Source organism: Sphingobium sp. LB126, assembly GCF_002795205.1.
Lineage (GTDB): Bacteria > Pseudomonadota > Alphaproteobacteria > Sphingomonadales > Sphingomonadaceae > Sphingobium > Sphingobium chungbukense.
Genome location: NZ_NETV01000002.1, coordinates 185,552 through 207,430, shown reverse-complemented (window position 1 = coordinate 207,430; position 21,879 = coordinate 185,552). Strand labels below are relative to the sequence as shown.

At 65.6% G+C, this 21,879-nt stretch carries 16 protein-coding genes; 10 read left to right on the top strand and 6 right to left on the bottom strand.

The features are described from left to right. The first annotated feature begins 90 nt into the window (after positions 1–90). Together CAF53_RS17215 and CAF53_RS17210 are read left to right on the top strand one after the other, a co-directional pair. Positions 91–2,223, top strand: a complete 2,133-nt coding sequence (locus CAF53_RS17215; protein ID WP_100238987.1) for an alpha-glucuronidase family glycosyl hydrolase — start codon at positions 91–93, stop codon at positions 2,221–2,223. A 40-nt stretch (positions 2,224–2,263) separates the two neighbouring features. Continuing rightward, the gene (locus CAF53_RS17210; RefSeq protein ID WP_100238986.1) at positions 2,264–3,304 is read left to right on the top strand and encodes a LacI family DNA-binding transcriptional regulator; all 1,041 of its coding nucleotides are present in this window, start codon (positions 2,264–2,266) and stop codon (positions 3,302–3,304) included. Positions 3,305–3,313: 9 nt separating this feature from the next. Here the strand turns inward: CAF53_RS17210 and putA are convergent, their stop codons facing one another. Further along, entirely contained in the window at positions 3,314–6,922 is a 3,609-nt protein-coding gene (gene putA / locus CAF53_RS17205) for a trifunctional transcriptional regulator/proline dehydrogenase/L-glutamate gamma-semialdehyde dehydrogenase (RefSeq protein WP_100239528.1), read from the bottom strand. Between the two features lie 104 nt (positions 6,923–7,026). Here putA and CAF53_RS17200 point away from each other — a divergent pair, with 104 nt between their 5' ends. From CAF53_RS17200 to CAF53_RS17180, 5 genes are all read left to right on the top strand, one after another. Then, the gene (locus tag CAF53_RS17200) at positions 7,027–7,485 is read left to right on the top strand and encodes an Lrp/AsnC family transcriptional regulator (protein WP_100238985.1); all 459 of its coding nucleotides are present in this window, start codon (positions 7,027–7,029) and stop codon (positions 7,483–7,485) included. Between the two features lie 86 nt (positions 7,486–7,571). Next, entirely contained in the window at positions 7,572–8,768 is a 1,197-nt protein-coding gene (locus CAF53_RS17195; protein ID WP_100238984.1) for a hypothetical protein, read from the top strand. Further along, on the top strand, positions 8,765–9,556 hold the full coding sequence (locus CAF53_RS17190) for a glycosyltransferase family 2 protein (RefSeq protein WP_100238983.1): 792 nt from the start codon (positions 8,765–8,767) through the stop codon (positions 9,554–9,556). Before CAF53_RS17195 ends, CAF53_RS17190 begins: the two co-directional genes overlap by 4 nt. Continuing rightward, positions 9,553–10,854: a lipopolysaccharide biosynthesis protein gene (locus CAF53_RS17185; RefSeq protein WP_100238982.1), complete on the top strand. Its 1,302-nt coding sequence runs from the start codon at positions 9,553–9,555 to the stop codon at positions 10,852–10,854. The genes CAF53_RS17190 and CAF53_RS17185 overlap by 4 nt, the downstream gene beginning before the upstream one ends. Then, positions 10,851–11,960, top strand: coding sequence for a glycosyltransferase family 4 protein (locus tag CAF53_RS17180; RefSeq protein WP_100238981.1), 1,110 nt, complete (start codon positions 10,851–10,853; stop codon positions 11,958–11,960). The genes CAF53_RS17185 and CAF53_RS17180 overlap by 4 nt, the downstream gene beginning before the upstream one ends. On the opposite strand, the gene CAF53_RS17175 is transcribed toward CAF53_RS17180, so the two are convergent. Then, positions 11,890–12,783: a formyl transferase gene (locus tag CAF53_RS17175; protein WP_197707469.1), complete on the bottom strand. Its 894-nt coding sequence runs from the start codon at positions 12,781–12,783 to the stop codon at positions 11,890–11,892. The genes CAF53_RS17180 and CAF53_RS17175 overlap by 71 nt on opposite strands. A 166-nt stretch (positions 12,784–12,949) precedes the next feature. On the opposite strand from CAF53_RS17175, the gene CAF53_RS17170 reads away from it, so the two are divergent. After that, positions 12,950–13,849, top strand: a complete 900-nt coding sequence (locus CAF53_RS17170; RefSeq protein WP_046763782.1) for a LysR family transcriptional regulator — start codon at positions 12,950–12,952, stop codon at positions 13,847–13,849. Positions 13,850–13,852: 3 nt separating this feature from the next. On the opposite strand, the gene CAF53_RS17165 is transcribed toward CAF53_RS17170, so the two are convergent. Both CAF53_RS17165 and CAF53_RS17160 read right to left on the bottom strand, forming a co-directional pair. After that, the gene (locus CAF53_RS17165) at positions 13,853–15,031 is read right to left on the bottom strand and encodes an acetyl-CoA C-acyltransferase family protein (RefSeq protein ID WP_100238980.1); all 1,179 of its coding nucleotides are present in this window, start codon (positions 15,029–15,031) and stop codon (positions 13,853–13,855) included. A gap of 28 nt (positions 15,032–15,059) precedes the next feature. Continuing rightward, positions 15,060–16,796, bottom strand: coding sequence for an acyl-CoA dehydrogenase C-terminal domain-containing protein (locus CAF53_RS17160; protein ID WP_046763780.1), 1,737 nt, complete (start codon positions 16,794–16,796; stop codon positions 15,060–15,062). 609 nt (positions 16,797–17,405) lie between these two features. On the opposite strand from CAF53_RS17160, the gene CAF53_RS27145 reads away from it, so the two are divergent. Continuing rightward, positions 17,406–17,555 carry a lmo0937 family membrane protein gene (locus CAF53_RS27145; RefSeq protein WP_157035763.1) on the top strand — a complete coding sequence of 50 codons (150 nt, stop codon included), beginning with the start codon at positions 17,406–17,408 and terminating at the stop codon, positions 17,553–17,555. A gap of 248 nt (positions 17,556–17,803) precedes the next feature. On the opposite strand, the gene CAF53_RS17155 is transcribed toward CAF53_RS27145, so the two are convergent. Both CAF53_RS17155 and CAF53_RS17150 read right to left on the bottom strand, forming a co-directional pair. Next, on the bottom strand, positions 17,804–20,359 hold the full coding sequence (locus tag CAF53_RS17155; protein WP_100238979.1) for an FtsX-like permease family protein: 2,556 nt from the start codon (positions 20,357–20,359) through the stop codon (positions 17,804–17,806). Then, positions 20,356–21,057: an ABC transporter ATP-binding protein gene (locus CAF53_RS17150; RefSeq protein WP_242443499.1), complete on the bottom strand. Its 702-nt coding sequence runs from the start codon at positions 21,055–21,057 to the stop codon at positions 20,356–20,358. The genes CAF53_RS17155 and CAF53_RS17150 overlap by 4 nt, the downstream gene beginning before the upstream one ends. 16 nt (positions 21,058–21,073) lie before the next feature. Here CAF53_RS17150 and CAF53_RS17145 point away from each other — a divergent pair, with 16 nt between their 5' ends. Further along, the gene (locus CAF53_RS17145; RefSeq protein ID WP_100238977.1) at positions 21,074–21,769 is read left to right on the top strand and encodes an arylesterase; all 696 of its coding nucleotides are present in this window, start codon (positions 21,074–21,076) and stop codon (positions 21,767–21,769) included. Positions 21,770–21,879 lie beyond the last annotated feature (110 nt).

Sequence of the window (21,879 nt, the reverse complement as noted above, 5' to 3'; positions counted from 1 at the left end):
AACATTGCTCAGACAAGAGCGGCCTGTCAATGCCCTTCGGTGCAAAGCTTGAATCGGGACGAAGACAGGAATGGAGAGGAAAGGGGATTTATGTTCGCGCGCCTGTTTGTCTGGACCATCGCCACCAGCATCATGACGGCACCCGCCATGGCGGAGGACGGCTATGATCTGTGGCTGCGCCATGCAAAGGTGGAGGACGGCGGGAATCTGGCCAGGCACGCAACCGCGATCGTCGCCCCCGGCCGCGGCGCGACCGCCCTTGCCGCCCGCGATGAATTGATGCGCGGCCTTTCCGGCGCCACCGGTGTCGCACCTGTGCAGGCCGACAAGCCCCGGGACGGGGCGATCTGGCTGGCCACCCCATCCGCCGCGCCCGATTTGCCCGTGAAGCTCGATGGGCTCGGCGAGGAAGGCTATGCCATTCGCTCGGTCACGCTGAACGGCCAGTCCGTGACCGTGATCGCCGCCAACGGCGATATGGGCTTGCTGTACGGCGCCTATGCCTATCTACGACTGGCGGAAACCGGCGCCTCGCTCGATCGGCTCGACATACGCAGCGCGCCGCGGGTGAAGCTGCGGCTGCTCAACCATTGGGACAATCTGGATGGCACGGTGGAGCGCGGCTATGCCGGGCAATCCATCTGGGACTGGTGGCGCCTGCCCGACTGGAAGGGGCCGCGCTACACGGATTATGCCCGGGCAAACGCTTCCATCGGCATCAACGGCACGGTGCTCAACAATGTCAACGCCTCGCCGGACAGCCTGACCGCGCCCTATATCGCCAAGGCCACAGCGCTGGCCGACATCTTCCGCCCCTATGGCATCAAGGTCTATCTGTCTGTCAAATGGACGGCGCCGATGGAGCTCTCCGGCCTCAGGACCGCAGATCCTCTGGACCCGGAGGTCGCGGCCTGGTGGAAGGCGAAGGCGGATGAAATCTATCGGGCGATCCCCGATTTCGGCGGCTTCCTGGTCAAGGCGAACAGCGAGGGCCAGCCCGGGCCACAGGATTACAAGCGCACCCATGCCGACGGCGCGAACATGCTGGCAGCGGCGGTGAAACCGCATGGCGGCATCGTGATGTGGCGCGCCTTCGTCTACGCCCATGACAATCCGGACGATCGTGCCAAGCAGGCCTATAGCGACTTCAAGCCGCTGGACGGGCAGTTCGCCGACAATGTGCTGGTGCAGGTGAAGAACGGCGCGATCGACTTCCAGCCGCGCGAGCCGTTCCATCCGCTCTTCGGCGCGATGCCCAGGACGCCATTGATGATGGAATTCCAGATCACCAAGGAATATCTGGGCCAGTCCACCCATCTGACCTATCTCGGCACGCTGTTCGAGGAGACGTTGAAGAGCGACACCTTCGCCCGTGGCAAGGGTTCGACCATCGCCAGGGTGATCGACGGTTCGCTGGAGGGCCACAGGCTGACGGGCATTGCCGGGGTCGCCAATATCGGTGTGGACCGCGACTGGAGCGGATCGATCTTCAACCAGGCGGACTGGTATGCCTTCGGCCGCCTCGCCTGGAATCCCGATCTGTCGGCGCAGGCCATCGCCCGCGAATGGGCGGCCCAGACATTTTCGGCGGATGCGAAGGTCATCGACCCCGTCGTCGCGATGATGATGGGATCGCGCGAGGCCGCGGTCGATTACATGACCCCGCTGGGCCTCACCCATCTCATGGGGACAGGCCATCATTATGGCCCCGCGCCATGGATTGCCGACCTCGCCCGGCCGGAATGGAACCCGGCCTATTATCACAAGGCCGACGCGCAAGGCATAGGCTTCGACCGTACGAAGACGGGCAGCAACGCCGTCGCCCAATATGCGCCGGCGGTCGCGATGATGCTGGCGGACCCGAAAACGACGCCCGAACGCGACCTGCTCTGGTTCCATCATGTCGGCTGGGACACGAAGCTGAAATCGGGCGAAACCCTGTGGAATGCCCTCATCCGCCATTATGACGCGGGCGTCGCCTATGTCGCGGGCATGCAGAAGACATGGGAAAACCTGCGCCCCGCGATCGATGCGGAACGCTTTGCCAAGACGCAGACTTTCCTGCGCATCCAGCACCGGGAGGCGCAATGGTGGCGCGACGCCAGCATCGCCTATTTCCAGTCGATTTCGAAACGCCCCCTGCCGGCCGGCGCGGCGACACCGGAACATGATCTGAACTGGTACAAGGCCCTGCAATTTCCACACGCGCCGGGGCATCCATGACTGGCTTTCGACGCCAGGCGACGCTAGGGCACGATCCATTATGAACGACCGGAAACCGCCGACGATCCGCGATGTGGCCGCACGGGCAGGCGTGTCGGTGATGACCGTCTCGCGCGTGGTCAACAAGCAGAGCTGGGTCAGCCCGCAGACCCGCGCGAAGGTCGAGAAGGCGATCGAGGACCTCCACTACGCACCCAACGCCACGGCGCGTGCCCTGGCCGGGGGCGACGACCGGCGGGTCGCGCTGCTGTACCGCAACACCACGACATCGGCCTATCTGGGCGAATTGCTGCTGGGCGGGCTGGACGAGGCGGCCAGGCACCATCTCCATCTGGTGGTGGAGCAATGCGACGCCGCTTCATCGGCGGAGGACATCATCGCCCAGATCCTTCAGGCGCGCGTTGCCGGTGTCATCGTGCCGCCGCCCCTGTGCGATTGGGACGAACTGACGGACGCGCTGGCACGGCACGGCATTCTCCGCGTCGCGATCGCGCCCGACCAGGGGCAGGAAGGCGCGATGGTCGTGGCGATCGACGACCGGCAAGCCGCCAGCGAGATGACCCGTCACCTGATTGGCCTGGGCCACCGCCGCATCGCCTTCATCCAGGGCAATGCGCAGCACCGGGCCAGCGCGCGACGGCTGGAGGGCTTTCGCCAGGCGATGGCGGACCATGGCCTGACGGTGGAGGACGAGTGGGTCGTGGAGGGCGATTTCAGCTATCGCTCGGGGCTGGAGGCGACGGAGCGTCTGCTGGCCCTGCCTTCCCCGCCCAGCGCGATCTTCGCCTGCAATGACGACATGGCGGCGGCCGCCATCACCATCGCCCATCAGCGGCAGATCAGCGTCCCTGCGGACCTGACCGTCTGCGGCTTTGACGATACGCCCCTGGCGGCCGCGATCTGGCCGACGCTGACCACCATCCGCCAGCCGATCCGCGATATGAGCCGGGCCGCCATGACGCTGCTGGCCCATGCCCTGCGCAATGGCGAAGCGACGAATGCACAAAAGCTCGCGCAGCTCAATTACAGCCTGGTCCGTCGCCAGTCCGACGCCGTGCCGCGCCTGCCCCGGCGCGGCTGAACGCTAAAATCAACCGATCATCATCAAGCTGGCATTGCCGCCGGCAGCGGTGGTGTTGATGGAGGTCGACACCTCCTCCAGCAACCAGTTGGCATGATAGGCGATAGCCCGGCCGGAATCGGCGGCATGGACAGGAACGATCGGGCCGGGCATCTCCGCAGCGGCGGCCACAGCCGCCGACACGCGATCCGTGCCGCCTTCGACCAGCATCGCGGCAAAGGGCCGATCCGCCCTGGCCGGGAAGGCCGCCGCCACGCTGTCGGGCAAAGCGGCCGGCAGTGCCATGCCCTCGACGATCCCGCGATTGCCGGTCGCCAGCACCACGGCCATCTGCTCGACCAACCCGGCGGCGGTTTCCGGCTTCATCTGGATCAGGCCGCGCGGATGGAGGGCATAGAGATTGCGCTCCCCGACAGGGCCGGGCAATTCCAGCGTGACGCCCAGAGCCGATTCCGCGCCATGGCGGCGGGCGATGGCCGCCCCTTTGCTGTCGCCGCGCGCCTCGAGCCAGGCGATGAAGTCGTGCAGCGGCGAATCCGGATGCCCGGCGCGGGCCGTGAAGACCGGCGGCACGGCCACCAACCGCCCCAGATAAAGTGGCCCGCCCGCCTTCGGCCCGGTGCCCGACAGGCCGCAGCCGCCAAAGGGCTGAACCCCGACGATCGCACCGATGACATTGCGGTTCACATAGATATTGCCGACCTTCACCCGTCCGGTGACATGGGCGATCGTCTCGTCCAGCCGGGTGTGGAGGCCGAAGGTCAGGCCATAGCCGGTGGCGTTGATCGACTCGATGAGCTGATCCAGCCCTTCCCGGCGGAAGCGGATGACGTGCAGGACAGGGCCGAAAACCTCCCGCTTCAGATCGGCGATATCGTCGATCTCGATGATCGTCGGCGGGACGAAGGTGCCGTGCTGCGTCTCCGGCGGCAGATCCAGTTGCTCGACCGATCGACCAAGGTCGCGCATGGCGTCGATATGCGCCTCGATCCCCGCCTGCGCCTCAGCGGTGATGACCGGACCGATGTCGACCGCCAGCCGGTCCGTGCGGCCGATGCGGAGTTCCTTGAGCGCGCCCTTCAGCATCGCCAGCGTGCGGTCGGCCACATCCTCCTGCAAGCAGAGGATGCGCAGCGCCGAGCAGCGCTGCCCCGCGCTATCGAAGGCGGAGGCGATGACGTCCGCCACCACCTGCTCCGCCAATGCGGAGGAATCGACGATCATCGCATTCTGTCCGCCGGTTTCGGCGATCAGCGGAATCGGCTTGCACCCCTGCGATAGCCGCGTCGCGAGCTGGCGCTGGATCAGCCGCGCCACCTCGGTCGATCCGGTGAACATGACGCCCGCGACTTCAGGCGCGGCGACCAGCGCGGCTCCTATGGCGCCATCGCCGGGCACCAGGTGCAGCGCATCGGCGGGAACGCCCGCCTCATGGAGCAGACGCACCGCTTCGGCCGCGATCAGCGGGGTTTCCTCGGCGGGCTTGGCCAGCACGGGATTGCCCGCGACCAGCGCGGCGGCGACCTGCCCCGTGAAGATGGCAAGCGGGAAGTTCCACGGGCTGATGCAGACGACCGGCCCGATGGCCGTCTGCGCCGGGCCGAAGGTCGCGCGCGCCTGCCCGGCGTAATAGCGCAGGAAATCGATCGCCTCGCGCACTTCGGAAATGGCGTTGGGCAGGGACTTGCCTGCCTCCCGCACGATCAGGCCGAGCAGGACCGGCATGCGCGCCTGCATCGCATCGGCAGCGCGATCCAATGCCGCCGCCCGATCGACGACCGGCACTTTGCTCCAACCCGATCCGCTGGCGCGATGCACGGCGGCGGCGGCGTGCCCCGGCGACGTTTCGGTCACGGTGCCGACCCGGTCGCGATGATCGGCGGGATTGCACACCGGACGCGGCGTGCCCTCGCCATCTTCCGCCGCGGCGGTCCACTCGATCGTGGCGCTATGCAAAAGCGCGGCGGTGAGGTCCGCCAGCGCCGCTTCGTCGCTCAGGTCCATGCCATCCGAATTGCGGCGGTCGGGATAGAGGTTGGCGGGCAGAGCGATCTGGTCGTGATGCGCGCCGGGGCGGGGCATGGCGCGGACGATCTCGACCGGATCGGCGATCATCTCCTCGACCGCCACCTGCGGATCGGCGATGCGGTTGACGAAGGATGAGTTGGCGCCGTTTTCGAGCAGTCGCCGGACCAGATAGGCCAGCAGCGTCTCATGCGTGCCGACCGGGGCATAGATGCGGCAGGGACGATTGAGCTTCGCCGCGCCCACCACCTGCTCATATAGCGGCTCGCCCATACCGTGCAGGCACTGGAACTCATATTGGCCGACCACGAAATCCGGCCCGGCGAGATGGTATATGGTCGCCAGCGTCTGCGCATTATGGGTCGCGAACTGCGGGAACACGGCGTCGGGCGCGGCCAGCAGCCTGCGGGCGCAGGCCACATAGGCGACGTCGGTGTGGACCTTGCGCGTATAGACCGGGAAATCGGCGAGGCCGTCCACCTGGGCGCGTTTGATCTCGGCATCCCAATAGGCGCCCTTGACCAGCCGGACCATGATCCGCCGTCCGGCGCGGCGGGCGAGATCGACGATCCAGTCGATGACGAAGGGACAACGCTTGCCATAGCCCTGCACCACGAAGCCCAGGCCGTCCCAGCCCGCAAGGTCCGGATCGAGAGCCAGGCTTTCCAGCAGGTCAAGGGAAAGTTCGAGGCGATCGGCCTCCTCCGCGTCGATGTTGAGGCCGATGTCGTAACCCTTGGCCAGCAGCGCCAGTCGCTTCACCAGCGGCAGCAATTCGCCCATCACCCGGTCCGCCTGCGCACGGGCATAGCGGGGATGCAGCGCCGACAGCTTGATGGAGATGCCCGGTCCTTCATAGATTCCGCGCCCGGCCGATGCCCGGCCGATGGCGTGGATGGCCCGCTCATAATCCTCATGATAGCGTGCCGCGTCGGCGGCCGTCGTCGCGGCTTCGCCCAGCATGTCGTAGCTGTAGCGGAAACCCTTCGCCTCCAGATCGCGGGCGCGTTTCAGGGCTTCGGCAATGGTCTCCCCGGTCACGAACTGCTCGCCCATCATCCGCATCGCCAGATCGACGCCCCGGCGGATGACCGGCTCCCCCGCCCGCGCGACCAGGCGGGCGAGCGCCGCGCCCAGGCCCCGATCGTCGACGCTGGCGACCAGCTTGCCGGTGACGACCAGGCCCCAGGTGGCCGCATTCACGAACAGCGACTTGCCGCCGCCCAGATGGGAGCTCCAATCGCCATCGGCGATCTTGTCGCGGATCAGCGCGTCGCGGGTCGCCGCGTCGGGGATGCGCAGCAGCGCTTCGGCCAGGCACATCAGCGCCACGCCTTCCTGACTGGAGAGCGAATATTCCTGCACCAGCCCCTCCACCCCGCTGCCGCGATGATTGGCGCGCAGCGTCGTCACCAACTGACGTGCCGTCTCCCGCGCTTTTCGCCGGGTCGGCTCGTCCAAAGTGGCGGCCTCGATCAGCGGGGCAATGCATTGGGCCTCATCCCGGCGATAGGCGGAGGTGATGGCCCGTCGCAGCGGCGACTGCTGACGGATGGGCGGGGCGAAGGCGGCAAATGGGAGCTGGCTGGTCATGGCCATATGATATCGCACTTCATCCTGTCGATCCGGCCAAAGACTGTCCATATATCGAAAAAATATACTTCAATTTCTCCATATTCAGGTCATATAATATAGCTATGTACGATAAATCAGTCGAATTGGATGGCTTTGACCGCAAGATTCTCGCGGCCTTGGCGCAGGACGGTCGGATCACCATCACCGATCTCGCGCGACAGGTCGGGCTTTCGAAGACGCCCTGCCAGGTGAGGCTGAAAAGGCTGATCGACACCGGCGTGATCCTGGGCTTTCGTGCCATTACCGATGCCGCCAAGTTGGGGCTCGACCATGTCGCCTTTGCCGAAGTGAAATTGTCGGACACGCGGGAAAAGGCGCTGGAGGAATTCAATGCAGGCGTCCGCCGCATTCCCGAGGTGGAGGAATGCCATATGATCGCCAGCAGCTTCGACTATCTGCTGAAGGTGCGGACAGCGGACATCCGCCGCTATCGCATCGTGTTGGGGGAGAAGATTTCGAGCCTGCCCCATGTCGCCAGCACATCGACCTTTGTCGCCATGGAGACGGTCAAGGAGCGTTGAGGCCAGGCCGGACACAATATTGGAAAAATTTCGAACCCCGCCGAAACAGGACTGAGGTGGATGCAGGGGCGTGACGTCCCCGCGCCATGCGCATCGGATTCCTGTTCAACCACGACCAGATTCACCAGGTCGCCCACAGCCTGCCCATCGCCATCGCGCTCGCCAAGGGCGGCTTTGCGGGCGAAATCATCGTGGCGACGACCAACGACCGGCTGGCGGCCGAGGTCGAACGGCTGGCCGGGGAATGGCTGAACGCGGGCATCACCCATGTCCGCCTGACGCTGACGCCCCGATCCGCGCGCATAGCGGGCGTGCTGGGCAAGCTCGTGCCGGCGGGCAAGCTGATGCTCTATCGCGACAATCTGGATTTCTTCCGCAGCCTCGACATATTGGTGGTGGCGGAAAAGACATCACTTCTGCTCAAGACGCACTATGGCCTCGACAATCTGTTCATGGTCCACACCCGGCACGGCGCCGGGGACCGGGCCATCGGTTTCGACCGGGCAAGCGCACGCTTCGATCATGTTCTCTGTTCGGGCGAGAAGATCCGCCGCCGCCTGATCGTCGAGGCCGGGGTCGATCCCGAGACGATCAGCATCGTGGGCTATCCCAAGTTCGACATGGTCCGCCAGGCCGGCCGCACCCATCATTTCAGCCGCGAACGGCCAGTGGTCCTCTACAACCCCCATGTGTCGCCGCATCTGTCCTCCTGGTACAAGGACGGGCGGGCGGTGCTGGACCATTTCGTTCAGCATGACGAGCGCGAGTTGATCTTCGCGCCCCATGTCATGCTGTTCGAACGGCCCTTCGTCCTGACCATCGACAAGCTGACGATCAGTCGCGCAGGAGCGATCGACAACCGCTATCTGCACGGGGACAATATCCATTTCGACCTGGGCAGCCGGGCTTCCACCGACATGAGCTATACCATGGCGGCGGACATCTATCTGGGCGATGCCAGCAGCCAGGTCTATGAATTCCTGCTGCACCCACGCCCCTGCATCTTCCTCGACAGCCATGGCACCAACTGGCGGGGCGACCCCAATTTCGCGCATTGGCACGCGGGCGAGGTCATTCGCGATCCGGCGAAACTGGGCGATGCCCTGGACCGCGCCGAGGATCTGCATGCGAACCATTACCACGCTATGCAGGAGAAGATGTTCGCCGACAGTTTCGACCTGGACGGCCGCCCCTCCTCCGAACGCGCCGCCGAAGTCATCGCGCGCCTGGCCGAACGCCGTTCCGGGCAGCCGGGTAGCGGGTCGGCGGTGCAAGCGGCATGACTGCGCTGCTGACGATCATCCTTCCCTTCTTCAACGAAAAGGGGTGGATCGGCACCACCATCGACAGCCTGGCCGCCCAGAGCGATCCGCGCTTTCGGCTGCTGCTGATCGACAATGGCTCGACCGATGCGGGGGCGGACGAGGCCAGGACCCATGCCTTCCCCTTGGAGGAACGCGCCACGATCCTGCCCTGCCCCACGCCCGGCAAGATCCACGCCATGGCGCATGGCCTCGATCATGTGACCACGCCGCTGGTCGCGATCTGCGATGCCGACACCCGCTATCCCCCCGATTATGTGCGGCGCATCATCGAGCTGTTTGAGAATCATGACGACGCGGCGGCGGTGATGGCGATCGACCTCTACGCCCCCGAAACCAACAGCCAGTCCCGCGAGCGCATCGCCTTCATCCTGCGCAAGAGCCGCCGTTTCGCCGGCAAATGCCATGCGGGTGGCTATGCCCAGGCCTTCCGCGCCGATGCGCTGCGGGCGGCCGGGGGCTTCGACGTCAAGCGCTGGCCCTATGTGCTGGAGGATCATGAGATCGTCCATCGCGTGATGGCCCATGGCCGGGCCGTCTATCATCCCAGCCATGTCTGCTTTCCGTCGGACCGGCGCGCTTCGCGCACCGCGGTGAGCTGGACGCGGGGCGAGCGGCTGCTCTACCGCTACACGCCCCGCGCCGCGATGAACTGGTATTTCTACCGCTTTCTGGGCCGCCGTCTGGCCGCCCGCAACAGCATGGGCATTGCCTTGCGCCGGAAAGACTGGTCTTTCCCTAACGCATGACGGAACGGGCCGGAATCACGGGGCGGATTTTCAAGGGACTGGGACTGGTGCTGGGCGGAAAGGCCGGCGCCGGGCTGATCAGCCTTGTGTACCTGATCATCGCCGCGCGGGCATTGGGGCCGCGCGACTATGGCATATTGGTTCTGGTCCATGGCTATGTGACGGCGGTGGTCGGAATCGTCGAATTTCCCGCCTGGCAGGCGATCGTCCGCTATGGCGCGGAAGCCAGCGCGGAGGATGCGCCGCACCGCCTCGCCCGCCTGCTGCGTTTCGGCACAGCGGTCGAGTTGGCGGGCGGAGCAGCGGCGATCATCGCGGCCATGGCACTGGCGCCGCTGGTCGGTCCGCATCTGGGCTGGCCGCCGGAAACCATCGCCTTCGCCATTCCCTACAGCTTCGCAGTGCTGGGATCGGTGCGGTCGGCCCCGGCGGGCTATCTGCAACTGATCGACCGCTTCGACCTGATCGGCCTGCACAATATGGTGCAGCCGCTTGTGCGCCTCACCGGCGCCACATTGGCCTGGCTGCTGGGCTGGGGGCTGAAGGGCTTTCTGATCGCCTGGCTCGCGGCCGCGCTTGCAGAATTCGCGGTTTTGTGGGGGATGGGCCTCATCTGCGCCCATAACCGGTTGGGCATGGTTTTACGCCACCCCGCAAACGGCAGCGCGGTAAGGGACAATCCGGGCATCTGGCGCTTCCTGGTCGCCAGCAATGCCGACGTCACCCTGAGCGAACTGGCAGGACGGATCGCACCGTTGATCGTCGGCTGGGTGATGGGGCCAGCCATGGCGGGCCTGTTCGCCGTCGCCCAGCGCGCCACCGTCATCATCGCCCAGCCCGCACAGATATTGGGCAATACCGCCTATGCCGAACTCGCCCGCATGGTCGCCGCCGGACAGGGCGGCGCGCCGCTGCGCCGGACACTCACCCGCGTGATCGGCATCGCGCTGGCGGCGGCCGCGCCGGTGGTGATCATCGCGGCGCTCTTTCCCACGCCGATCGTCACGCTGCTGGCCGGTCCTGCGTTCAAGGCGGCGGGCAGCGTCATGGTCGTGCTGGTCGCGGCGCGGATGATCGCGGTGATCGGTCCGCCCTGCTCATCCGCCCTCTCCGCCATGGGCTTTCCCGCCCTGTCGATGAGCGCCAATCTCTTCGCCAGCCTGATCTTCCTGCCGGTGCTGCCCTTGATGCTGCATCATTGGGGTTTGATGGGCGCGGGCGCGCAGGCGGTGGGACAGGCATTGCTGGCGAGTATATTGCTCGCCAGCCTCGTGTGGCGCAGGAGCCTTGCCCATTGAGGATCGCTTACGTCATCAATTCGGTGGAGGGCGGCGGCGCGGCCCAGCCGGTGCCCGCCATCACCCGTGTCCTGCGCGATGCGGGTGCGCAGGTGCGCGTCTTCGCCCTCACCCCGCGCGACCGACGCGGCCTGCCCGCCATGGTGGAGGCGGGGCTCGATCCCGCGGTGCGCGAGGGCGGCCTGACCGATCATCTTGCCGCTGCGCTGTGGTTGCGGCGGCAGCTTCTGGACTGGGGCGCGACCCATATCTGGACCTCGCTCAGCCGGGCGACGATCCTGGGGCTGATCCTTGGTCCGATGTTGGGCCTGCCGGTGGTGAGCTGGCAACATGCCGCTTTCCTGAAACCCTGGAACCGGCGGCTGATGCGCCTGCTCGAATCCCGGGCGATGCTCTGGGTCGGAGATTCGCAGTCGGTCGCGGCGCTGACGGCCCAGCGCCTGGCCGTTCCACAGGATCGGCTGGCCTGCTGGCCGATCTTCGCCGCCGATCCTGTCATGCCGCAGTCTCGCCCCTGGCAGCCGGGCGAACCGGTCCGAATCGGCACGCTGGGTCGCCTCCATCCGGTCAAGGGCTATGACGTGCTGATCGCCGCACTGGCCCGAATGGACAGCCGCGCCTTCACCCTCTCGATCGCAGGCGACGGCGCGGAGCGGGACCGCCTCGAAAGCCTCGCACGGCAGGCGGGCGTCGAGGTCCGTTTCACCGGCTATACCGATGATCCCCACGCCTTTCTTGCGGGCCTGCACCTCTATGTCCAGCCGTCGCGTTCGGAGGGATTTTGCATCGCCGCCCATGAGGCGCTGACCGCAGGCCTGCCGGTCGTCGCCTCCGCCGTGGGGGAACTGCCCTTTTCGATCCGGCAGGGTGAAACCGGCCTTATCGTGCCCCCCGGCGATCCCGAGGCCTTGGCGAGCGCGCTGGACGCCATGCTTGCCGATCCGGCCCGGCTTCAGATCATGGGCGGGGCGGCCCGTCGCGACATGCTCGACCGCTTTTCGCAGGATCGCTTCGTTGCCAACGGGACGGCAATCCTCAACTATATCCGCCAAGCCCGCGCCGGACGTCCAGCATCAACCCGCGCAGCGACCGGTCGATCCGCTTGACGTCGAACAGCGTGACATCGCCACAGGCGGTCAGCGTGTGCATCCCCTCCCGATAGCTCCCCGCCTCCTCCGGCATGGCCAAAGCCTCGCCCGCCTCCGCCACGAACCGTCCTTCGTCGAGCCGGTCGATCCATAGCGGCCGGATCGAACCGCCATAGGTCGCCGCGCAATCCTGCACCGGCAGCATGATGCGCCCGCCAATTGGTGTGGGCGTCCCACCGGGCCGGGCCGATCGACGGTCGATCCGCACCGGATTGCCAGGATGTGCGGTCCACGGCCCGCACAGCCGATCGGCCCAGGCCACATGCAGATGCGCCATCTTCGTCAACTTGCTGGTGGCGGGCGAATAGAACAGCCACCAGCGCCCTTCATGCCGCATCACGCTGGCATCGACCGGCACGCAGTCGAGCGCGATCCGGCATTCGGCCCGCCAGTCGACCAGCCCGCCATGATCGCGATAGAGCGTCAGCCCGCCCGACCGATGCGCTTCGGGCAGCATCCACATCGCCCCCTCCCCGGCAAAGACCTGCGGATAGGAAAGATGCCACGGCTCGATCAGGCAAGGGCGGCGGTCGATCAAGGCCAGGGCATCGTCGAACAGCAGCCGTTCGATCGTCCCATGCCGGATGCGATAGTCATAATGTTCGGCGAAGAGATGCAGCCGCCCTTCCCCGTCACGCCAGCCGAAGGGGTCGGCCAGGAACTGGAAATCCGGCTCTTCCTCCAACCAAGTCACCGGCCCGCCGATACCACCCGCCGCCACGATTGCAGGGATCGGCTGGGCGGCGATGCCGCATCTCCATATGTCTTTCCGCCGGGGCATGAGGCATGCACTCGCACGGTTCCACGGAACAGCACAAGAGGCTGCGGCCGGGCGTGCATACTGGCCGGGAATTGGCTCGACCGGCCCCCATCACCCTTATGACAATCCGTCTCCGATGTGATAATCGGACCATTTGACGGCTTATTATCACGAAGATGGGACAAATATGACCGCGTGGGACGGCATTGACGAATTCATTGCCGTGGCAACGGCGGAATCCTTCACGCGGGGGGCCAGGGCGCTGGGTGTTTCGCCAACCCATATCAGCCGGGCGGTGATGGCACTGGAACAGCGGGTGCAGGCCCAATTATTCCATCGCACGACCCGCACCGTCCGCCTGACCGACACGGGCCGCGTATTCTTCGAACGCTGTGCCAGGATCGCGCAGGAACGGGACGAAGCCATTGCGCTGATCTCCGAACAAAGCGAACCGCAGGGGGAATTGCGGGTCACCTGCTCCACCGCAATGGGCGAGCGGTTCGTGGCGCCGATCATCCGGCGCTTTGCCATGCGGCATCCCAAGCTCAACGTGTCGATCGAGCTCTCCAACCGCGTGATCGACCTGGTGGCGGAGGGTTACGACCTCGCGGTGCGGACCGGCGTCGTCACGGACACGCGCCTGATCGGCGTGCGGGTCGCCTCCCGCACGCTCTACACCTGCGCCGCGCCCAGCTATCTTGCCCAGGCGGGGCGCCCCGGGACGGTGGATGCGCTGGAGGGGCATGAATGCATCGCCGGGACCAGCGCCACCTGGCATTTCCAGATCGACGGGCAGGAAGTGCTTCACCGTCCCAGAGGCCGTTTCCGTTGCAACAGCGGCCATGCCGTGATGGAAGCATGCATCGCAGGCCTCGGCATCTGCCAACTCCCCGATTTCTATATATTACCGCATCTGAAGCACGGCATGGTGGAGTTGCTGCTGGAAGATGTGCAGCCCGAGGATGAGCCCATATGGGCCGTCTATCCACAGCGCCGCCACCTGCTGCCGAAAGTGCAGCAGGTGGTCGACTGCCTGCAACATGAGCTGGGGCCGGCGATGAACCGGCCCAGCCAGCAAGCGGGCTGATCGTTACACCCGTTCCCAGATCGCGGCGATGCCCTGGCCACCGCCGATGCACATCGTCGTCAGCCCGTAACGACCGCTCACGCGATGCAATTCATGGACCAGCTTGGTCGTGATGATCGCACCCGTGGCGCCGACCGGATGGCCGAGCGAAATGCCGCTGCCATTGGGATTGACCTTGGCAGGGTCGAAGTCCAGCTCCCGCGCGACGGCGCAGGCCTGGGCCGCGAACGCCTCGTTGGATTCGATCACGTCGAGGTCGGCGACGCTGAGCCCCGCCCGTTCCAGCGCCTTGCGCGTGGCAGGCACCGGGCCGATGCCCATATAGGCGGGGTCGACGCCGGCATGACCGTAGGAAACCAGCCGCGCCAGCGGCTTCAATCCCTGCGCCTGCACCGCCGCGCCGCTCGCCAACACCACCGCCGCCGCGCCGTCATTGATGCCCGAAGCATTGCCCGCCGTCACGGTGCCGTCCTTCTGGAAGACCGGCTTGAGCTTGCCGAAATCCTCTGCCGTGGCATCGGCGCGGACGAATTCGTCGGTGTCGAACGGCACCGGCTTGCGCCGCACCATCACCTCGACCGGCACGATCTGGTCCTTGAAATAGCCCTGCGCGATGGCGTGCGCCGCCCGCTTCTGGCTTTCATAGGCGAGCGCATCTTGATCCTCACGCGAAATGCCATAACGCGCCGCGACATTTTCCGCCGTCACGCCCATATGGATCGCCTGGAACGGGTCAGTCAGAGCGCCGGTCAACCCATCCTGCACCTGCGCATCGCCCATCTTCTGGCCCCAGCGCGCGGCGGGCAGGAAATAGGGCGCCCGGCTCATGATCTCCGCGCCCGCACCCAGGGCGATCTCGCAATCCGCCAGCATGATCGACTGCGCGGCCGTGATGATCGCCTGCAAGCCCGACCCGCAAAGCCGGTTCACCGCATGCGCCGGGCTTTCCTGCGGTACGCCCGCGCCGATCGCGGCGATGCGCGCGGCATAGGCATCGCGCGGCTCGCAATGGATGACATTGCCCAGCACCACATTGCCGATCTGCGCCGCATCGATGCCCGCCCGCCCGATCGCGGCCTTCGCCACATGGGCGGCGAGTTCACCGGGCTTCTGATCCTTCAGCGACCCGCCGAAGCTGCCAATGGCGGTCCGCGCCGCCGACACCAGGAAAACGTCCGTCATCTTCTATCCCTATCCTGTCCCGTCTTTTTCAGAAAGCGTCGGCGGCCAGCGCCATGATGCTGCCTTCGCCCGACGCGATGCTCGCCGCGAGCCCCTGCGACTGCGGCAGCATCCGCGCAGCGAAATAGTCCGCCACGGCGCGTTTGGCCTCGTGCAGCGGGCTGTCGGTCTCCTGGGCCGCCACGGCCATGCGTGTCCACATCCACCCCATGGCCACCAGGGCGAAGAAACGCAGATAATCGACCGCAGCCGCCCCGGCCGCGTCAATGCCCGCACCGCGCAGCGAAGCCGTCGTGGCGCGGAGCAAGGCCAGCGCCTCCCTCGTCCGTTCCGCGATCGCCAGACCTTCAGCGGCTGCCAGATCAGCCGCGATCAGGTCGAAGAAGCCCTCGACCACCGCGCCATCCGCAAGCGGCAGTTTCCGCCCGACCAGATCCATCGCCTGCACGCCGTTGGTGCCCTCATAGATCTGGGCGATGCGGGCATCGCGGACATATTGTTCCATGCCCCATTCACGGATGTAGCCATGGCCGCCGAACACCTGCTGCGCCTGCACGGCGCTTTCGAAACCGAAATCCGTGAAGCCCGCCTTCACCACGGGGGTCAACAGGGCGACCAGCGCATCGGCCCTGGCCCGCTCGCTGGCGTCGGGGTGGTGGTGCGCCCGGTCGAGCTGCAACGCGGTCCATCCGGCCAGCGCCCTTCCCGCCTCCACAAAAGCCCGGATATTGAGCAGCATGCGCCGCACATCGGCATGCTCGATGATCGCCACCGGATTGCGCGCGCCGTCGGCGCTGCGTCCCTGGAGCCGTTCCTTGGCATAGCCGCTGGCCTGCTGATAAGCCGCCCCGGCAATGCCGAGCCCCTGAATGCCGACCATCAGGCGTTCCGCGTTCATCATGGTGAACATGGCGGCAAGCCCCCTGTTCGCCTCGCCTACCAGCCATCCGGTCGCGCCATCATAGTTCATGACGCAGGTCGGCTGCGCATGGATGCCCATCTTCTTTTCCAGCGCGCCGACCGACAGGGCGTTGCGGACCGTGAAGCCGCCATCGGCATCGGGCAGGAATTTGGGCACCAGAAACAGGCTGATTCCCTTCACGCCCGCAGGCGCGTCGGGCAGCCGGGCCAGCACCAGATGGACGATATTGCCGCCGAAATCATGATCGCCCGACGAAATGAAGATCTTCTGGCCGGTAACCTGATAACTGCCGTCCTGCTGGGGCACGGCCTTGGTCTTGAGCAGGGCGAGGTCCGTGCCCGCACCGCTTTCGGTCAGCGCCATGGCACCCGTCCATTCACCGCTGACCATGGGCGGCAGATAGGTGGCTTTCAGAGCCTGATCCGCATGCGCCGCAATCGCCTCGCACGCACCGCGCGTCAGGCCCGGGAAGAGGCCGAAGGACAGGTTGGCGGCGGCCATCATCTCGTCCAGCCAAAGCTGGAGGATGAAGGGCAGTCCTTGTCCACCATGCTCCGGCGCCGCCGACAGCGAAGCCCAACCTGCCGCGGCAAAATCACGCCACGCCTCGGCGAAACCAGCGGGCGTTTCCACCTTGTCGCCGACGAGGCGGCTGCCCTCCTCATCGCCATGACGGTTGAGCGGGTGCAGCCGTTCCGCGCACATCCGGCCGGCTTCCTCCAGCACGGCGGCAGCGAGGTCCGCATCGACCTCCTTGCCGATGTCCGCCATCGCCCGGTCAAAGCCCAGAACCTCCGTCAGCAGGAAGCGGTAATCGTCGATCGGCGGAATATAGTTGAACATCGGGGCCTCACGTGAAAATCTCAGTGTCAGCGGTTATACCAAACATATGTTACAGTCAAATCTTCATATCTTTCGCATCGACCTGTCCATCGCATCCTCCGGGGCCGGACCATCCAGCCACTCCTATTTTTCCTCCTTCGCATCGCGTTGTTCGAATTGCGCGATCGCCCATGCTCTTTCCGTGCCAGATGATAGCCCAGGAGCCCGTTGACCAACAGGGCCACCGTCGCCATCCCAAGCGTCAGTGACAACAATGGACAGCAAGACCACGATCACGAGCGTCCATTTTTCGATATGACGCAGGGCATAGGGTGACCGACGCACCGAACAGGAGCCCAAGACCGTACTCAACCGGATTAACGGGGTAGCGAAGGCCGCCAGTTCCCAGAAATGGCGGCAGACATGCAGCCCTGGGGAGAATATCAGGAGACCCGAGGCGCCGACCTGCCGAACTTGCGCTCGACCATGGGCGCCAGTGGCGCCAACCCGTTGCGCTATTAGAAATCCTTGGACTGCAAAGACCGGGCTGACGCACATAGTTCGGCCAGGGCATGGAACCGCATCCATTCCGAACCATTTAATGTACAGTTACTCAATCGGAGATGGATCATGTTGTGGACCATCCTTCTTATTCTTCTGGTCCTGTGGGCCTTGGGCGCATTCATCATACCCGTCGGCGGCGGTCTTATCCATCTGCTGCTCGTCTTGGCGTTGATCGTCCTGGTTTATCAGCTCGTGGCCGGTAGACGCGTGCCGTGACCGCCTTATATCCTTGATTCATTGTCCTGCTTACCGATCTTCGGATCGCAGTGACATCGCTCATATCCGCCCTTCGAACAATAAGAACCCCGCCGGAGCAAGCTCCACGGCGGGGCCAAGGTTCAGGGAAGCATCACTCCAAGGGGGAAGAGTGATCCGTCGAATTTAGAACCCGTCAGCGATCTTTCAAGGATATGCTGGCCCAAATTGGATCATATTTCGCTCCACCCTTCGGGCAGTCGACAAGCTTACAGTGTTCGCAAAGCACGCGCCGGCCGAACCGACATGAGGGGGATCGATCCCAATAGGCCGATCCCCAATGTCAGCACTGCGCCCATGCCCAGCGTCGAGAGCACCAGCACCCAATCCGGCGCCCATCCGAAATGGAATATCTCCACGATCACGAACCACGCCGCCGCCAGCCCCAAACCCAGTGCGACCAGCGCCAGCACCCCGGCAAGCAACGCATATTCGATCGCCTGCGCGCCAAATATCTGTCCACGCGTCGCGCCCAGCGTCTTGAGGATCACGCTGTCATAGGCACGCGTCTGCCGCGACGCCGCGATTGCGCCGATCAGTACCGCGATCCCCGCCAGGATCGCCACCGATCCCGCCAGCACGATCGCGGTCGACATCTGACCCAGCAGCTCGGTGACCTGCGCCACGACCTCACCGACCGCAATGATCGACACCGACGGGAACGCCGCCAGCAGCGTGCGCGTCATCGCTCCCTCCGACGCGCCCTTCATGGTGATCGTCGCCGACAGGCTATGCGGCGCGCTGCTCAGCGTGGCCGGCGGGAAGACCATGATATAGTTGAACCCCATCGTCTCCCAATTGACCTGCCGCAACGATGCGATCCGCGCCTCGATCTCGCGCCCCAATACTGAGATGGTGAGCGTGTCGCCGATGTCGACGCCCATCACCTTCGCCGCCTCCCGATCCAGCGAGATCAGCGGTGGCCCGGCATAGTTTCGCGGCCACCATTGCCCCTTCACCAGTTCCGATCCCTCGGGCAGCGTCTCGCTATAGGTGACACCCCGCTCGCCGCGCAGGAACCATGCGCCCTCGGGCAGCTCCTTGAGGTCCGCCACGCGCTGTCCGCCATAGGCGACGATCGTGCCCCGCAGGGTCGGGACAATGTTGACCTGTGCCCCCGGCGCCTCTTGCGAGACGAGTGAGAGGAACCGGTCCTTTCCGGCGATGGGAATGTCGAGCACGAACTGGTCGGGCGCGGTGCGGGGCACGCTATCGCGAATTTCGGAACTCAGGCTCGACTGGATCGCCGCGAGCGTCACGAACAGGGTAAGCCCCAACCCCAGCGCCACCACCAATGCCGATGTCTGCGCACCCGGGCGGTGGAGATTGGCCACCGCCAGCCGGGCAAGAGGCCGCCGGGGCGCGGGCGCACGGCGCGCCACATATCGGACCAGCAGTCCTATTCCGGTCAACAAGACCAGCACGGCGGCGACCGCGCCCAGCATCGACGCGGCGAACCACGGCTCCTTCGCGGTGCCCAGCGCCAGCGCGACGGCAGCGCCCCCCGCCGCACCTACCGCGATCATGCTGGCGCGGTCGATGGCGCGACGCCTGTCCACCGTCTCGCGGAACAGGGCGGCGGCGGGCAGCGTCCGCGCATGCGCCAGTGGCGGCATGGTGAAGATGAAGGCGATCAGCAAGCCGTAGAGCGCGCTGGTGACGAGCGGCCAAGCGGCGATGGCGAAGCCCGGCTGCACCGGCAATATGTCCCGCATCGCCGCCACCAGGCCCAGAGGCAGCACGATGCCCGCCGCCAGCCCGCAACCTATGGCCAGTATGGCCACCGCACCGATCTGCATCAGATAGATGCGCGCGATGTCGGCGGACGAGGCGCCCAATATCTTGAGCGTCGCAATACCGTTGCGCTTGATCGCCAGATAGGATGCGACCCCGTTGCTGACCCCGATCCCGGCGATGGCGAGCGCAGCAAGACCGATCAGGGACAGGAACTGCCCCATCCGTTCCAGGAAACGGCTGGTCCCCGGCGCGGCCCCGTCGCGGTCCTTGATCTCGAAGCCGGCGGATGGAAAGGCATGTTTCAGCCGGTCGCCGGCTGCCCCCGCGTCCCGGCCCGCTGCCATGCGGATGCGATATTTGCTTTCATAGAGGCTGCCCGGCTGGATAAGGCCCGTGCGCCGGATGCCCTCCATCGACGTGAGGGCGACCGGGCCCAGGGTGAAGCCTTCTCCTACACGATCGGGTTCGTCCGCGATGATGTCATGGATTCGGAAGGTCGCCATGCCATAGCGCAGGGAATCGCCCGGTTTCACGTCCAGCCTGTCCGCCAGCGCCTGTCCGATCACCACTTCGTCCGCGCGCATCGGCCCTGCGCGTCCCGCTTTCAACATCAAGGTGCCGTAGAGCGGATAGGCCGCATCTACTCCCTTGAGTTCGGTCAGCACCGCGGACGGGGCGTGGCCGGCCCCTGCCCGTTGCGTTTCAACCCGCTGAGCCATGGCACGAAGCCTGATCGTCTCGCTCGATACCCCTTCCCGACGGAATGCCGCCTTCTCGGCCGCGCTCGCCTCACGCTGCGACATCGCCACCTCGACATCGCCGCCCAGCAATAGCTGCCCCTTGCTTGCGATCTCGCCCGTGATGGCGGCGGTCAGGCCACCGATCGTGGCAAGCGTCGCCACCCCCAGAAACAGGCAGATGAAAAGCAACCGCAAACCCCGAAAGCCGCGATGCAGATCGCGCCGGGCGATCCGCCAGCAACCCCGCCAGCCCAGTCCCGGCCCCCATTCCGCCCCCGGCACCGTCATGGCCGCCGGTCCGCAATGATCAGGCCGTCGCGCATCTCGACGATGCGGTCGCACCGCTCGGCAAGGGCAGGATCGTGGGTGATGATCACCAGCGTCGCGCCATTGGCTTCCCGCCGGGCGAACAACAGTTCGACGATCGACCCGCTGGTCGCCCCGTCGAGATTGCCCGTGGGCTCATCGGCAAAGATGATGCCGGGCTCGGGCGCAACGGCGCGAGCGATGGCGACGCGCTGCTGCTCGCCGCCGGAAAGTTGCGCGGGGTAATGATGCAGCCTGTGTCCCAGTCCGACCGCCTCCAGCTCATTCGCGGCGCGGGCGAATGCATCCCGGAAACCGGCCAGTTCCAGCGGCACCGCAACATTTTCCACGGCCGTCATGGTCGGCAGCAGGTGGAAGCTCTGCAACACGATGCCCACGCGTCCCCGCCTCGCCCGCGCCAGCGCATCTTCGTCCAGCGGTCCATAATCGATTCCCGCGACGCGCACATCACCGCCGCTCGCGCGCTCCAGACCCGACAGGATCGCCATCAGCGACGACTTGCCGGACCCCGACGGTCCCAGGATCGCCAGGCTCTCTCCCTTGAGGATGGAAAGGTCGACGCCCTTCAAAATAGGGGTGGGCGCTTCACGGCTGCCAAGCGAGAGGGTGACATTGCGCGCTTCAATCGCGATATGGTCGAGGTGGGAAGAACCGTGCATCAGCGAAAGGAACTCCATGAACGCGGGGAGATGGCCGATATATGTGGGTATGGCAGCGATTGTGCAATTGCTCACCGCCTGTTCGAATGAACCGGCCACCAGCAATGGCGCCGTCCCGTCCGCACAGCTCCAGAAGGGCGCCGCTCCGATAGCCGACGGAAAGCTGATCCTCGCCTTCGGCGACAGCCTCTATGCCGGATACGGCGTGGCCCAGAATGAGAGCTTTCCCTACCGCCTCGAACAAGCGCTGAGGGCGAAGGGGCTGGCGGCCCAGGTCCATAATGCGGGCGTTTCGGGCGAAACTTCCCTAGGGGGCATGCAGCGCCTCGCCTTCACCCTCGACGGTCTTCCGCGCAAGCCCGACCTGCTGCTGATCGACCTGGGCGGTAACGACATGCTGCGCGGCCTTCAACCGGAGGAGAGCGAAAAGAACCTGCGCGCCATCCTGGACGAACTCAAGCGGCGCCAAATCCCCGTGCTCCTCACCGGCATGCGGGCCGCGCCCAATATGGGGGCGGAATATGGCGCCAAGTTCAACGCCATCTATCCCCGGCTGGCGAAGGATTACGATCTGCCGCTCTACCCTTTCTTCCTCGATGGCGTCATTGGCGACGCCAAGCTGATGCAGGCGGATTCCATTCATCCCAATCCCGCCGGCGTGAACGTGATCGTCGGCAAAATAACGCCGATCGTCATGAAATCGTTCGGCTGAGAACGCAGAAAAGCCATCGGCCGGCTACTCGTGCAGCGCTTTTGCGCCGATGGCCACTGCGTCCTCACGACGGATCGTCGCGGGCATCATTTCGGTCTTCCAGACGCCCA

Bases quoted from the DNA above. Each gene is read 5' to 3' on its own strand.
- CAF53_RS17215 (WP_100238987.1), top strand. From the start codon at position 91: ATGTTCGCGCGCCTGTTTGTCTGGACCATCGCCACCAGCATCATGACG.
- CAF53_RS17210 (WP_100238986.1), top strand. From the start codon at position 2,264: ATGAACGACCGGAAACCGCCGACGATCCGCGATGTGGCCGCACGGGCA.
- putA (WP_100239528.1), bottom strand. From the start codon at position 6,922: ATGACCAGCCAGCTCCCATTTGCCGCCTTCGCCCCGCCCATCCGTCAG.
- CAF53_RS17200 (WP_100238985.1), top strand. From the start codon at position 7,027: ATGTACGATAAATCAGTCGAATTGGATGGCTTTGACCGCAAGATTCTC.
- CAF53_RS17195 (WP_100238984.1), top strand. From the start codon at position 7,572: ATGCGCATCGGATTCCTGTTCAACCACGACCAGATTCACCAGGTCGCC.
- CAF53_RS17190 (WP_100238983.1), top strand. From the start codon at position 8,765: ATGACTGCGCTGCTGACGATCATCCTTCCCTTCTTCAACGAAAAGGGG.
- CAF53_RS17185 (WP_100238982.1), top strand. From the start codon at position 9,553: ATGACGGAACGGGCCGGAATCACGGGGCGGATTTTCAAGGGACTGGGA.
- CAF53_RS17175 (WP_197707469.1), bottom strand. From the start codon at position 12,783: ATGCCCCGGCGGAAAGACATATGGAGATGCGGCATCGCCGCCCAGCCG.
- CAF53_RS17170 (WP_046763782.1), top strand. From the start codon at position 12,950: ATGACCGCGTGGGACGGCATTGACGAATTCATTGCCGTGGCAACGGCG.
- CAF53_RS17165 (WP_100238980.1), bottom strand. From the start codon at position 15,031: ATGACGGACGTTTTCCTGGTGTCGGCGGCGCGGACCGCCATTGGCAGC.
- CAF53_RS17160 (WP_046763780.1), bottom strand. From the start codon at position 16,796: ATGTTCAACTATATTCCGCCGATCGACGATTACCGCTTCCTGCTGACG.
- CAF53_RS27145 (WP_157035763.1), top strand. From the start codon at position 17,406: ATGTTGTGGACCATCCTTCTTATTCTTCTGGTCCTGTGGGCCTTGGGC.
- CAF53_RS17155 (WP_100238979.1), bottom strand. From the start codon at position 20,359: ATGACGGTGCCGGGGGCGGAATGGGGGCCGGGACTGGGCTGGCGGGGT.
- CAF53_RS17150 (WP_242443499.1), bottom strand. From the start codon at position 21,057: ATGCACGGTTCTTCCCACCTCGACCATATCGCGATTGAAGCGCGCAAT.
- CAF53_RS17145 (WP_100238977.1), top strand. From the start codon at position 21,074: ATGAACGCGGGGAGATGGCCGATATATGTGGGTATGGCAGCGATTGTG.